The sequence below is a fragment of the Streptococcus sp. oral taxon 431 genome (assembly GCF_023115445.1).
In the GTDB taxonomy this organism is placed as follows: Bacteria; Bacillota; Bacilli; order Lactobacillales; family Streptococcaceae; genus Streptococcus.
Map to the genome: position 1 here is coordinate 33,130 of NZ_JALDUI010000004.1, position 13,691 is coordinate 46,820.

General features: G+C 38.8%; 15 protein-coding genes and 1 riboswitch. Of the genes, 2 read left to right on the forward strand and 13 right to left on the reverse strand.

What is annotated here, in order from left to right:
• Window positions 1-120: 120 nt before the first annotated feature.
• Both M1R56_RS03685 and M1R56_RS03690 read left to right on the forward strand, forming a co-directional pair.
• The gene (locus tag M1R56_RS03685; protein ID WP_248034653.1) at window positions 121-1,686 is read left to right on the forward strand and encodes an ABC transporter substrate-binding protein/permease; all 1,566 of its coding nucleotides are present in this window, start codon (window positions 121-123) and stop codon (window positions 1,684-1,686) included.
• Window positions 1,686-2,426, forward strand: coding sequence for an amino acid ABC transporter ATP-binding protein (locus M1R56_RS03690; RefSeq protein WP_000081949.1), 741 nt, complete (start codon window positions 1,686-1,688; stop codon window positions 2,424-2,426). Before M1R56_RS03685 ends, M1R56_RS03690 begins: the two co-directional genes overlap by 1 nt.
• Before the next feature lie 351 nt (window positions 2,427-2,777).
• Here M1R56_RS03690 and M1R56_RS03695 read toward each other — a convergent pair whose 3' ends face one another.
• The 13 genes from M1R56_RS03695 to M1R56_RS03755 form a co-directional block, all read right to left on the reverse strand.
• The gene (locus M1R56_RS03695) at window positions 2,778-2,993 is read right to left on the reverse strand and encodes a hypothetical protein (protein WP_001140700.1); all 216 of its coding nucleotides are present in this window, start codon (window positions 2,991-2,993) and stop codon (window positions 2,778-2,780) included.
• Between the two features lie 105 nt (window positions 2,994-3,098).
• The gene (locus M1R56_RS03700) at window positions 3,099-3,995 is read right to left on the reverse strand and encodes an SPFH domain-containing protein (RefSeq protein ID WP_000243418.1); all 897 of its coding nucleotides are present in this window, start codon (window positions 3,993-3,995) and stop codon (window positions 3,099-3,101) included.
• An 82-nt stretch (window positions 3,996-4,077) separates the two neighbouring features.
• Window positions 4,078-5,328: a threonine ammonia-lyase IlvA gene (ilvA, locus tag M1R56_RS03705; RefSeq protein ID WP_045763620.1), complete on the reverse strand. Its 1,251-nt coding sequence runs from the start codon at window positions 5,326-5,328 to the stop codon at window positions 4,078-4,080.
• An 80-nt stretch (window positions 5,329-5,408) separates the two neighbouring features.
• Complete coding sequence (gene ilvC / locus M1R56_RS03710; protein WP_000290683.1) at window positions 5,409-6,431, reverse strand: ketol-acid reductoisomerase; 1,023 nt, start codon at window positions 6,429-6,431, stop codon at window positions 5,409-5,411.
• 65 nt (window positions 6,432-6,496) lie between these two features.
• Window positions 6,497-6,973, reverse strand: coding sequence for an acetolactate synthase small subunit (gene ilvN / locus M1R56_RS03715; RefSeq protein ID WP_001253809.1), 477 nt, complete (start codon window positions 6,971-6,973; stop codon window positions 6,497-6,499).
• Entirely contained in the window at window positions 6,966-8,666 is a 1,701-nt protein-coding gene (locus M1R56_RS03720; RefSeq protein ID WP_248034654.1) for an acetolactate synthase large subunit, read from the reverse strand. Before M1R56_RS03720 ends, ilvN begins: the two co-directional genes overlap by 8 nt.
• A gap of 212 nt (window positions 8,667-8,878) precedes the next feature.
• Window positions 8,879-9,568, reverse strand: coding sequence for a 50S ribosomal protein L1 (gene rplA, locus M1R56_RS03725; RefSeq protein ID WP_001085672.1), 690 nt, complete (start codon window positions 9,566-9,568; stop codon window positions 8,879-8,881).
• A 96-nt stretch (window positions 9,569-9,664) separates the two neighbouring features.
• Window positions 9,665-10,090 (reverse strand): 50S ribosomal protein L11, encoded by a 426-nt coding sequence (rplK, locus tag M1R56_RS03730; RefSeq protein WP_001085808.1) that lies wholly within the window; start codon window positions 10,088-10,090, stop codon window positions 9,665-9,667.
• Between the two features lie 193 nt (window positions 10,091-10,283).
• Complete coding sequence (locus M1R56_RS03735; RefSeq protein WP_248034732.1) at window positions 10,284-10,766, reverse strand: GNAT family N-acetyltransferase; 483 nt, start codon at window positions 10,764-10,766, stop codon at window positions 10,284-10,286.
• Window positions 10,741-11,160: a ParB N-terminal domain-containing protein gene (locus M1R56_RS03740; RefSeq protein WP_248034655.1), complete on the reverse strand. Its 420-nt coding sequence runs from the start codon at window positions 11,158-11,160 to the stop codon at window positions 10,741-10,743. The genes M1R56_RS03735 and M1R56_RS03740 overlap by 26 nt, the downstream gene beginning before the upstream one ends.
• A gap of 27 nt (window positions 11,161-11,187) precedes the next feature.
• On the reverse strand, window positions 11,188-11,838 hold the full coding sequence (locus tag M1R56_RS03745; RefSeq protein ID WP_248034656.1) for a phosphatase PAP2 family protein: 651 nt from the start codon (window positions 11,836-11,838) through the stop codon (window positions 11,188-11,190).
• Complete coding sequence (locus M1R56_RS03750) at window positions 11,828-12,391, reverse strand: ECF transporter S component (RefSeq protein ID WP_248034657.1); 564 nt, start codon at window positions 12,389-12,391, stop codon at window positions 11,828-11,830. Before M1R56_RS03750 ends, M1R56_RS03745 begins: the two co-directional genes overlap by 11 nt.
• A 158-nt stretch (window positions 12,392-12,549) precedes the next feature.
• Window positions 12,550-12,768: riboswitch (FMN riboswitch) on the reverse strand.
• Window positions 12,769-12,816: 48 nt separating this feature from the next.
• Window positions 12,817-13,320 carry a tRNA (cytidine(34)-2'-O)-methyltransferase gene (locus tag M1R56_RS03755; protein ID WP_045763706.1) on the reverse strand — a complete coding sequence of 168 codons (504 nt, stop codon included), beginning with the start codon at window positions 13,318-13,320 and terminating at the stop codon, window positions 12,817-12,819.
• Window positions 13,321-13,691: the final 371 nt, after the last annotated feature.

Consider the following 13,691-nt stretch of genomic DNA (forward strand, 5'->3'; position numbering starts at 1 on the left):
CTTTTGACCTTTTTCTCATTATATCATTTTTTTACAAGTAAGGGTTTACTAAGATTGAAAAAGTTCCGCTTTTTCGATACAATAGAGAGAAGCAATTTTAGACTAGAGATAGGAGAAATCATGAAAAAATTATGCTTAACTATCCTTGCTAGCCTGGCCCTTACTTTAGGACTAGTTAGCCAGGTCCAAGCCGATGAATATTTACGCATCGGTATGGAGGCAGCCTACGCACCTTTTAACTGGACTCAAGATGACGACAGTAACGGCGCTGTCAAAATTGATGGAACTAACCAATATGCTAATGGTTACGACGTCCAAATAGCTAAAAAGATTGCTAAGGACCTAGGTAAAGAGCCCTTGGTTGTTAAAACCAAGTGGGAAGGACTTGTTCCAGCCCTTACTTCTGGTAAGATTGATATGATCATTGCAGGTATGAGCCCAACTGCTGAACGCAAACAAGAAATTGCATTTTCAAGCAGCTACTATACTAGCGAACCAGTACTTTTGGTCAAAAAGGATTCTGCCTATGCTAACGCCAAATCATTAGATGACTTTAGCGGAGCAAAAATCACTTCTCAACAAGGTGTTTACCTTTACGACTTGATTTCACAAATCTCAGGCGCTCAGAAGGAAACTGCCATGGGAGATTTTGCTCAAATGCGTCAAGCTCTTGAAGCTGGTGTCATTGATGCCTACGTTTCTGAACGTCCTGAAGCCCTAACTGCCGAATCAGCAAACGCTAAGTTCAAAATGATTCAGCCTGAACCTGGTTTTAAAACTGGAGAAGAGGATACCTCTATCGCTATCGGTCTTCGTAAAGACGACGAACGTATCAGACAAATCAATGCCAGTATTGAAACCATTTCTAAAGATGAACAAGTTGCTCTCATGGATCGTATGATCAAAGAGCAACCAGCAGAATCTACAACGACAGAAGAAAGCAACAGTAATTTCTTTGGTCAAGTTGCTAAAATTCTAACTGAAAACTGGCAACAACTCTTGCGTGGTGCTGGTATTACCCTTCTCATTTCAATTATCGGTACCATCGTTGGTCTCGCTATCGGTCTTGCTATCGGTGTTTTCCGTACTGCACCTCTATCTGAAAACCAATTTATCTTTGGAATCCAAAAACTAATCGGTTGGATTCTCAATATCTATATTGAAATTTTCCGTGGAACACCTATGATTGTACAATCTATGGTTATCTACTATGGAACTGCCCAAGCTTTCGGGATCAACCTAGACCGTACGCTAGCTGCTATCTTTATCGTTTCAATCAACACTGGTGCCTACATGACTGAAATTGTTCGTGGTGGTATTTTGTCTGTTGATAAGGGACAATTTGAAGCGGCAACTGCACTCGGTATGACTCATAACCAGACCATGCGTAAGATTGTTTTGCCTCAAGTTGTTCGAAATATTCTACCAGCAACTGGTAATGAGTTCGTCATCAACATCAAAGATACTTCTGTATTGAACGTTATCTCTGTAGTAGAACTTTACTTCTCAGGAAATACAGTAGCAACACAAACCTACCAGTACTTCCAAACCTTTACCATCATAGCAGTTATCTACTTTGTCCTCACCTTCACAGTAACGCGTATCCTCCGCTTCATCGAAAAACGTATGGATATGGATACCTACACGACAGGTGCTAACCAAATGCAAACGGAGGATTTGAAATAATGAGTCAACCAATCCTTGAAATCAAACACCTCAAAAAATCCTACGGGCAAAACGAGGTCTTAAAAGACATCTCTCTCACTATTCACAAAGGAGAAGTGATTTCTATCATCGGTAGTTCCGGTAGTGGTAAATCAACCTTCCTACGTTCTATCAACCTTCTCGAAACACCAACTGAAGGTGAAATCCTTTATCACGGTGAAAACGTACTTGAAAAAGGGTATAATCTCACTCACTATCGTGAAAAACTAGGCATGGTTTTCCAATCCTTTAACCTCTTTGAAAATCTCAATGTTCTTGAAAATACGATTGTTGCACAGACAACCGTTCTCAAACGTGAACGATCAGAAGCAGAGAAAATTGCTAAAGAAAACCTTGAAAAAGTTGGAATGGGAGAGCGCTACTGGCAAGCTAAACCTAAGCAACTTTCAGGTGGTCAAAAGCAACGTGTCGCCATTGCTCGCGCACTTTCTATGAACCCTGATGCCATTCTCTTTGATGAGCCAACTTCAGCCCTTGACCCTGAAATGGTCGGTGAAGTTCTAAAAATCATGCAAGAACTAGCTCAAGAAGGCTTGACAATGATCGTTGTAACCCACGAAATGGAATTTGCTCGTGATGTATCACACCGTGTCATCTTTATGGACAAAGGTGTTATTGCAGAAGAAGGTAAACCTGAAGATTTATTTACAAATCCTAAAGAGGAACGTACAAGAGAATTTTTACAACGCTATTTAGGATAAGACAAAAGCGGTTGAATAAACCTCTTAAACCAAGAGTTGTTTTCCTATTCAATCCCCAATCAACATTGAGTCAAAGGCTTATGAACATAAAAATCAAGGTCGGAGTTTTTTATCCCGACCTCTTTTTATATACTTTAAAAATCACTTTTATCCCTTCTTCTGTTTACTGAGCAAGTATTACTTGTAGCTACATTCCTAATCTTTTATTTGATTTTCATGAGTGAGATTACTCCTCTCCTGTCAACCTAGTTCATCCTAACAAATAGATGTGTTGATCAGGTCATAGCATGGCTATTTCTCCATTCCATAAATAAAAGCAGACCCTAATTAGAGTCTGCTAGTATCCAAAGATTAATCTTCAAATTTTTCATGATTTTTTTCATAGAAATCAATTAATCCAAGGGCTGTTTCAAAGGAAATATTTTTAACTTTTGCACGTCCTTGAGCTAGAGCAATGATAGACATTTCACGTGCATTCGTTTCTTTAGAAATACGATAACCAGTGATTTTCTTATCACGAACCCAGCTAACAACTGATTCTACTTTTTCAAAGTTAGTCTTAGCCATGTTTTTCTCCTATTTTATTCTTTACGATATTTAATTGTATACGTTTTTAAGGCATTTGTCAATAAAAAAACATATATCCAATCAAATAAGACGTTAAGATTTAGTTTACTTGGCTTTTAAAGCCGATAATATATGGGTTCGTATATCTTCAACTCCGTTAGGATTTGCTGGTAAGAAAATTGTATTATTACCTTGTTTTTCTGCAAAATTATTCAATGTATCTAAATACTGGTTAGTTAACAAGATTGACATGATTTGCTCTTCAGTTAATTCAACATTGGCTCCTTTTAACTCTTTAATAGAATCAGCAAGTCCATCAACAATTGCTTTTCGTTGCTCTGCGATCCCCACACCATGTAGGCGATCCTTTTCTGCCTCTGCTTCGGCCGCTGTTACGATCTTAATTTTATCTGCTTCGGCCAATTCTTGTGCTGCTACTCTCTTACGTTGAGCAGCATTGATTTCATTCATCGATTGCTTGACTTCCGCATCCGGCTCTACTTTGGTAATGAGCGTTTTGACGATAATGTACCCATACGTTGACATTTCTTCCGCTACTTGTTTTTGAACTTCTAATGCAATTTCATCCTTTTTCTCAAACAATTCATCCAAAGTTAACTTAGGAACTGATGAGCGCAATGCGTCTTCAATATAAGATTTGATTTGAGCCTCAGGTCTCATTAGTTTATAGTAAGCATCTGTAACATTTTGTTCATTTACTCGGTACTGTGTCGCAACATTCATCGTCACAAATACGTTATCTTGAGTCTTGGTTTCCACAACGATTTCACTTTGCAAGAGACGCAGTTGTACACGAGCTGCAATTTTATCAATTCCAAATGGTGCTCTTAGGTGAATACCACTATTGCTCAATTTTTGATACTTACCAAATCGTTCAATGATAGCTACTGATTGTTGGCGAACAACATAGATTGAGCTCATTAATATAGCTCCTACAATAAGCATTAGAATAATTAGAACAAGTATAACTTTTAAAACCATGGGAATCTCCCCCTTTCTTCACTTACATTATAGCACTAGTAAATAGGTTAGGCAAATAATATGATAAAAATTTCATAGCATATTAAACAAGCATATTATATAGGGTCTCATTCCCATTTAAGTTAATATAAGACGGGTCGAATTTTTCCATACGGTGAATCAATCCCGCATAATCATGTTTATCAGCCAGCGCAATCCCTATTAGTACTGGACCAGTTCCCTTGCTAGCTCGTTTGATATATTCAAAACGAGTAATATCATCATGAGGTCCTAAGATATCATTTACAAACTCTCGAAGTGCTCCCGGACGTTGTGGGAAATTCACTACAAAATAATGCTTGATACCATCATAAATCAAGGCACGTTCTTCCATCTCTGGCATACGGTTGATGTCATTATTCCCTCCAGAAATGATACAACAAATGGTCTTGCCCTTAATATAATCGGATAATACTTCTAGAGCTGCAACACTAGCGGCACCCGCAGGTTCTGCTACGATACCTTGTTTAGAATAAAGATCAATTAAGGTCTCAGAAATCAAGCCTTCATCTACACCGATAAGAGTTTCTACATGTTTGCGTGTTGCTTCATAGGTTAACTGTCCTACCTTTTGCACAGCAATTCCATCCGCAAATTTATCAATTTCTTTAAGTTTAACCGGTCCTCCAGCTTCAAAGGCAGCCTTCATAGAACGAGCACCTTCAGCCTCTACTCCAATGACCTCAATCTGAGGATTTGTTTCTTTAATATAAGTAGAAACACCTGAAATGAGACCTCCGCCTCCAACAGGTACCAAGACAGTATCAAATTCAATAGATTCTTTACGAGCTTCTTCTAAAATTTCATAGGCTACCGTACCCTGACCAGCTTGAACATAGGGATCATCAAAGGGGTCAATAAAAGTACGATTTTCAGCTACAGTAAAGTCTTGAGCAGCCTTGGCTGAAGCATCAAAAGTATCCCCTACTAATTTGATCGTAACAAAATCTCCTCCAAAGAAACGAACCTGACCAATTTTCTGTTGAGGTGTCGTAATTGGCATAAAGATTGTTGCAGGAATCTTCATCTCATTACACGTGTAGGCAACTCCTTGAGCGTGATTTCCCGCTGAAGCACACACTACACCACGTTCACGTTCCTCTTTTGTCAATTGGGAAATAGCGTAATAAGCCCCACGAATTTTAAATGAACGGACACGTTGAGCATTTTCCTTTTTAAGATAAATTTTCGCTCCGTATTTTTCGGATAAATAATGATCGTAGTCAAGTGGCGTATTGGCTACTACACCACTCAAAACCTTGTGGGCTTTCACCACATCTTTTGCACTTAGCATAATCTCCTCCTAGATGAGTTTTCAAGATAAAAAGCGAGTTAGGTTCCCCCCAACTCGCCTTCTGTTTATATTCTTAAAAATTAGTTGTAGATCTTGAATGCATCATCGTCGTTTTTACCGACAAATGGCATTGCTTTACGCAATTCTGCACCAACTTTTTCAATTTCAAGGTTAGCTGCTTGTTCACGGTAGGCAGTCAATTTTGGACGTCCAGCTTTGTAGTCATTTACAAAGTCGTTAGCGAATTTACCATTTTGGATGTCCGCAAGAACTGCTTTCATGTTTTCTTTGACTTGTTCAGTGATTACACGTGGTCCTGAAACATAGTCACCATATTCAGCAGTGTTTGAAATTGATTGACGCATTTTCTTGAATCCACCTTCGTAAATCAAGTCAACGATCAATTTCATTTCGTGAAGAACTTCAAAGTAAGCCAATTCTGGAGCATAACCTGCTTCTGTCAAGACTTCGAAACCTGCTTCAATAAGGGCAGTCAAACCACCACAAAGTACAGCTTGTTCACCAAACAAATCTTCTTCAGTTTCTTCTTTGTAAGTTGTTTCAAGAAGACCTACACGAGCAGCTCCAACACCTTTACACCAGTCCATAGCAATGTTTTTCGCATTTCCTGTTGCATCTTGGTATACTGCGTAAAGAGCTGGTACACCAAATCCTTCTTCGTAAGTACGACGTACCAAGTGTCCTGGTCCTTTAGGAGCACACATGAAGACATCAACATCTGCAGGAACTTTGATGAATTCGAAGTGGATGTTGAAACCATGTGCAAAACCAACTGCATTTCCAGCTTCCAAGTTTGGTGCAATTTCTGCTTCGTACAATTCTTGTTGGATTTCGTCTGGAGCCAAGATCATGATAACATCAGCCAACTTAGTTGCTTCTGCTACTGTGTATGTATCAAAACCATCTTCTTTTGCTTTGTCAAAAGATTTACCTGGGCGTACACCGATGATCACATCACGACCTGAATCACGCAAGTTTTGAGCGTGAGCATGACCTTGTGAACCATAACCGATAACGGCGATTTTTTTACCGTCAAGTGCTGCTACTTTTACATCTTTTTCGTATTCCATTTGAACTGCCATAGTTTTTTCTCTCTTTTCTATTTTTATTGCCTATTAGGCTAGTTTAACAAATTGAGGTTGGATTTTTAATCGCGGGTAAATCCAGTTGCACCCGTACGAGCGATATTCTTAATACCATATGGTCGAATCACTCGAATTAAGGCTTCACTCTTTTCAGCATTCCCAGTCATCTGAATGGTAATGGAACTTGGAGCTACATCGACTACTGTTGCACGGAAAGGTTGGATAATAGCCAAAATTTCTGCACGTTTTTCAGCAGGCGCTGAAACCTTTATAAGAATTACTTCTCGTTCTAAGTGGGGCTGATCCGTGATATCACGAATGCGAATCACATCAATCTGACGATTAAGTTGTTTGATGATTTGCTCAACTTCATCATGTGAGGCAACATCAATGATAATGGTAATTCGTGATACATTAGGATTTTCCGTTGCGCCAACAGAAATGCTTTCGATATTGACTTGACGTCTCGATAAGACTCCTGTGAAGCGATTGAGAACACCTGAACGGTTTTGAAGTTTGGCTGTTAACATTCTACGCATTAAACTTCACCCCCAACATCTCATGATTACTCTTACCAGCTGGTACCATCGGTAAAACATGTTCTTTACGAGAAATGTCTACTTCAATAAACATTGGTACATCTTCCATGATGACTTCCAAATCCTTCTCAAGAGTTTCAGGATTATCAAACTTATAATTTTTAATCCCGTAGGCTTGAGCCATCAATTGAAAGTCTGGCAAGGTTTCAAATACCGACTCTGAAGTTCGACCATCATAGAAGGCTTCTTGCCACTGGCGGACCATCCCAAGTGAATGATTATTTAGCATGATGACCTTGATTGGAATCTTATAAATATTTAAGATTGCTAATTCCTGATTGGTCATCTGGAAACCACCATCTCCGACAAAGAGAACAACTTCTTTATCTGGATTGGCAATCTTAGCACCAATAGCTGCAGGGACTCCGAATCCCATAGTTCCTAAACCACCTGACGTAACCAATTGACGCTCGTTTTGGTAAGGATAGTATTGAGCCGTCCACATTTGGTGTTGCCCAACGTCTGTTACAACAATAGCATCACCCTTAGTCAACTCACCGATACGTTCAATAACTGCTTGAGGTTGAACCACACGTTCTTTCTTATCATAAGATCGAACACGGTTCTTATCTTTGGTAACTTTTTCAATCCATTTTTCAGTATTGTTACGAACAATTGGCTCAGCTAGTAACTGTTGCAAAGCTTTTTTCGCATCTCCAACAACCGGAATATCAACTGCGATAATCTTACCAATCTCTGCAGGATCGATATCAATATGCGCTACTTTTGCATTCTTTGCAAAGGTCTTTGGATTTCCAGTCAAACGGTCATCAAAACGACAACCAATAGAAATCATAAAATCAGCCTCAGTCATGGCAATATTAGCTGCAAAGGAACCGTGCATTCCACCCATTCCCAAAAATAGTGGATGGCTAGTTGCGATTGTTCCCTGTCCCAAAAGACTTGTCACAACAGGAATTTGATAACGCTCTGCGAATTCATTTAACTCTGCTGCAGCCTCAGCGTAACTAATACCACCCCCAGCTAGCAAGACTGGCTTTTTAGCCTTAGACAATTGCTTCAAGATTTTCTTGATTTGCATATCATTTGGCTCAAGTGTTGGCTGATAACTTGGTAAATCTATCTCTGGAGAGTAAATAAAGTCTGTTTCAAGCGCAGAAACATCTTTTGGAAGGTCAATGACGACTGGCCCTGGACGACCTGTGGTCGCAATATGTACCGCCTCTGTAATAATTCGTGGAATATCCGCAGTTTCTCGAACCTGATAATTATACTTAGTGATTGGCATGGTGATACCAACGATATCAGCTTCTTGAAAAGCATCTTTCCCAATTCCAGCACGTGCTACTTGGCCAGTAAAGACTAAAAGGGGAACACTATCGCTCATAGCATCTGCGATCCCTGTAATGGCATTTGTAGCTCCTGGTCCGCTTGTGACGACTGCTACACCCAGTTTTCCTGTTGACTTAGCATAACCTTCAGCTTCGTGAAGACAGCCCTGCTCATGGCGACCTAGAATATGGCGGATTCCCTTAAAATTATAAATAGCATCATATAAAGGAAGTACCGCTCCACCAGGATAACCAAAAATCGTATCGATTCCTAAGTCACGAAGTGTTTCCAAAACAAGATCCGATCCCGACTTAGGTGAGTCTAAAATGATTTTCTCCATCGTTCCCCTTTCTCTTCTCTTAAAAATAGCTTGTTACTATGATACCATTTTTTCAAAAATTTTCAAGGGAAAAGAGCAAATTTTCTGAATTTTCTATCTAGATACTTTACAATATCAAATAGATTAGGAAGTTTATACGTATTTTTATTTTTTTAATAGAAAAAAGGTTGAGACAAACTTGTCTTCAACCTTTCATGTTAAATTATTACTAATTAAAGTGAGTTAACGTCAACCTTGATACCAACACCTTGAGTAGTTGTGATTGTCAAGCTTGTTACGTAAGTTCCTTTAGCAGTAGCTGGTTTAGCTTTTTGGATTGTTTCGTTGAATGCTTTGAAGTTTTCAACCAACTTGTCAGCTTCAAATGAAACTTTACCGATGATAGCTTGTACGATACCTGCACGGTCTGCACGGTAAGTGATTTTACCACCTTTAGACTCTTCAACTGCTTTAGCAACATCCATTGTTACAGTACCAGTTTTAGGGTTTGGCATCAAGTTACGTGGTCCAAGGACACGTCCAAGACGTCCAACAAGAGCCATCATATCAGGTGTAGCGATAACTACGTCGAAGTCCAACCAACCGTCGTTGATTTTAGCAACAAGGTCGTCTTCACCAACGAAGTCTGCACCAGCAGCTTTAGCTTCTTCAGCTTTTGCACCACGTGCAAATACAAGAACGCGAGCTGTTTTACCAGTACCGTTTGGCAATACCATTGCTCCACGGATTTGTTGGTCAGCTTTTTTAACGTCGATGTTCAAGTTATAAGCAACTTCTACAGTTGCATCAAATTTTGCGAAGTTAGTTTCTTTTGCAAGAGCTACAGCTTCTTCCACGCTGTATGCTTTTGTGCTGTCGATCTTCTCAAGAGCAGCACGAAGTTGTTTGCTTTTTTTAGCCATTTTCTATTCTCCTTGTAAGTGGTTCAATCGATTTTCATCTCCCACGTCACTTCTCGAAATGATGAAGTCTTGCGGGTTATATAGGGATGTTATTGATTAGTCAACAACAGTGAATCCCATAGAACGAGCAGTACCTTCGATCATACGCATTGCAGACTCAATGTTTGCAGCGTTCAAATCTGGCATCTTAGTTTCTGCAATTTCTTGTACTTGTGCACGAGTAACTGTAGCAACTTTAGTTTTGTTAGGTGTACCTGATCCTTTTTCAACACCTGCAGCTTTTTTCAAAAGAACAGCAGCTGGTGGTGTTTTTGTAACGAAAGTAAATGATTTGTCTTCGTATACTGAGATAACAACTGGAATGATCATACCAGCTTGGTCAGCAGTACGAGCGTTGAACTCTTTTGTGAATCCCATGATGTTGATACCAGCTTGACCAAGAGCAGGTCCAACCGGTGGAGCTGGTGTAGCTTTACCAGCAGGGATTTGCAATTTTACAAGTTTTTCGACTTTTTTAGCCATTTTTAAATCCTCCTTTGTGGTTTTGGCGGTAATTTAGAGATTTTTACCTCCCACAAGTATGCTTTACGCATACCCATCTATTATACACTATTTTTTAAAAAATGCAAGAGAAATTTTTATTTTTGATATTTCTTTCTGTTACAATTTTTTGGTGAAATCAATCTTTAGAATCTTCTATCTCGATGGAGTGAATTCATTCAATCAAAGTCAATACAAAACTCACTCCATTTTCAGTAGTACCACTTTCCACAAATCCAAGAGACTCAAAACATCTTCTAGAAATCCGATTGAAAGTGTAGATTTCTTGAACTTTCAATTGTTTCCAACCCTTTTGCCGAGCTAGATCAATCAAAGTCTTCAATACCTTGCGTCCAAGTCCTTGATGTTGATAAGTTGGATTGCCAATCACAATAGGAAGATTCTCCTGAGATAAGGTTACATCCCCAATTGGAAGCCACTCTCCCTTTTCTCGAAACTCAATCCAGAACAAATCCCCGTGTCTTTCTAAATAGGAATACATGGCATTTAATTTTTCTGAACTATAGGGTATTTTAATACCGTCTACAAGTTCCACCAAATCCACATCTTGATACCAGGCCAAAGCTGCATCATGATGATCTGCTAAAAAATAGGGAACTAGACGCAAGGAATCATCTATCTGAATGATTTTTGTCATCATTTTCTAATCCTAATACTAGCTCCGCTGCTTGATTAAAACCATCACACCAGTTATACCATTTTGCTTCATACTCATCTTGAGGTAAGATATGATCTTTTAAATCCAGAACAGAGTATATCTTTCTTTTCTCACAAGCTTGCGCATAGAGATGATATAGTTCATCACCACCATCTTTATCCCACTCAGCAGAAATCGTATTCTGGCCTATCAATAAAGCCTGATAAGCCCTGTGATGCCCGTCTGTAATCAACAAATAATCTCCAAATGTAAGAACACTGATTGGATTAAGATTGTGCTTTTCTACCGATTGATAAAGCATCTGGATATCTTGTAATTTCTTTTCTGATAAGTATAGTTGACTCGGATGAAGATCTTTTATGTTGACTTCCATTTCTTCCTCCTCAAGAAGGGTTAATGCCTACTTCTGCTTTCCTTTGAAGCGCCATTGAAATCGCAGTTTATCGTAGAAAGGAAACTCCATAAACAAAACTCCTATGCCTACACAAAGGCTGGCAATCACATCTGACGGGTAGTGAACTCCCAGATAAATTCTTGATACCAATACACTGAAGATGTATAAACTTAGCAAGATTTGAACGATTTTTCTCCAGACTGTATTCTTAATCCTTTGGCTCAAAATCACAATCAAAGTTCCAACCATAATCGTTACTGCCAGAGAATGTCCGCTTGGAAAAGAAAAACCTTTTTCTTCTACCAAGTGTAGAATTTCTGGCCGTGGTCTTTGGTAGATATTTTTAAAAGTTACGATTAAGATTCCAGCTAAAGTCAAATTCCCCAGCATGAGATAACTTTCCATCTTCCATTGCTTACGATAAAATATAAAAGCTACAATTAAAACCCAGCTAATAATGACTGGGATATCAATTAAGTGCGTAATTGCCCGAAAAAGAAGCGTTAAGGTCTCAGGTAAATCACCTCTAATGGCAGTCTGAATCGGCTGATCAAAACCGACCAGCATTTCTGGATAAAATTTGACAATATAGCCAATAATCATAAAAAGTAAAAGGGCAAAAGAGCCCTTCATCATAAATGTTTGTTTATCTTTCATAGTATTTTAAAGTTGGTTTCAAAAGGACAAACAACAACCAGAAAGAGATGGCAAAGATAATACCTTCAATCAGATTAAAAGGCAAAACCATAGTCATCAGGTAGTTGCTCAATCCTAAGATTTTCTCAATATCAAAATTAGCAAACTTAGCGTACAAAGGAACAGCATAAACATAGTTTAGAACTAGCATAGCTAGAGTTAAACCAAGCGTACCAGCTAGTGAAGCTAGGACGAAACGCATGGTTGTTCGCTCTTTTTCCCAAATCAAACCAAAAGCAAGTACAAAGACTCCCAAGGCAACAATATTCATCGGTAAACCAATATAGGTACTAACCCCTTGATTGTTCAGAAGGATTTTCAACAAGGACCGAAGGAAAAGCACTCCAAAAGCTGCTGGTAAATCCAAGACTACCAAGCCCACAAGGACCGGTAAAATACTGAACTCAATCCTCAAAAAGGATGCCGCTGGCAAAAGCGGAAAGTCAAAGTACATCAACACAAATGAAAGTGCTGATAGAATTGCAATGGTCGAAAGTCGACGTGTGTTTGTCATAACAGGTTCCTCCAATTTTCTATAAAATCAGAAGAAGTTGGAAAGGATTCCTCTATCTATCCTTTATTTTTATATTCCAAAAGTTCCCCCTCACTCTTTTTTTAGCAAGCGGTTGCAATTTACCTATAAAAAATCAATTAGAATAGACAAAGCCATTCTTTCGTCTTCTCCCATCCAGACTATACTGTCGGTTGTGGAATCTCACCACATCAGCTTGCGCTCGCGGACTTATTTGGCTAAGATATTTTAGATTTATCTAGGCGTCGTAGTCGAAGATAATACTTAAAGTATATCGAGACAAGACAACGACGAGAAAGCTAAAATAGCTAGTCAAATTTACCGCCGGTCGGGAATTTCACCCTGCCCTGAAGACCCCTTTATGATAACAAAAAAAGCTTGCAAGCGCAAGCATTTTATCTAAGTGTTTATTTCAACTTATCTGTTTCGTAAGTGTGAACCAGTTCGAGACCCGCAAAGTTTTGTTGACGAAGTGCTTCATAAACAATCATACAAACTGTATTTGAAACATTGAGACTACGAACATGCTCATCATTCATAGGAATGCGGAGAGCTTTTTCTGGATGCTCACGCATAAATTCCTCAGGCAATCCCTTATCTTCTCTCCCAAAAAGAAAATAATGATCTCCTTCTGTCGTAAAATCTGCATCTGAATAGACTTTTTCTGCAAACTTGGAAATCAAGTAGAGCTGACCATCCATTTTTTCCATAAAATCAGCCAAACTATCATAAAAATGAATCTCAAGCTTGTCCCAATAATCTAGACCTGCTCGCTTCATCTTACGGTCATCGATAGGAAAGCCCATCGGTTTAATAATATGAAGGGGCGCATTCGTTGCTGCGCAGGTACGAGCAATATTACCCGTATTTTGTGGAATTTGGGGTTCAAATAATACAATGTGATTTGCCATGCCTTGTTTCCTCTCACTAGTGCAAAAAAATAGCCACACTGCCCGGAGTCAAGCTCAGCAAACAGCGTGGTTAAGGCATCGTTAACTTACCTCACAACAGGTTTGAAGTAAATCAGCGAAACTACTGTTTTAGTATATCACTTTCAGCTTGATTGTCAATAGAAATGACTTGATTTTTTCAATTTTTTTACAAACATATTTACATTAGCTTAAAATGCTTATGTATTCATTAGAATTACACGAAAATAGCTGATTTATATCTTAAATTTTTAACAAGTAAGATTATCAGTGGGACAATTTTCTACCCTAATAATGAAAAGAGTCGGTTGCCGAGTGCATTTTATTCTAAAAAAGAGTATGATAGATACATA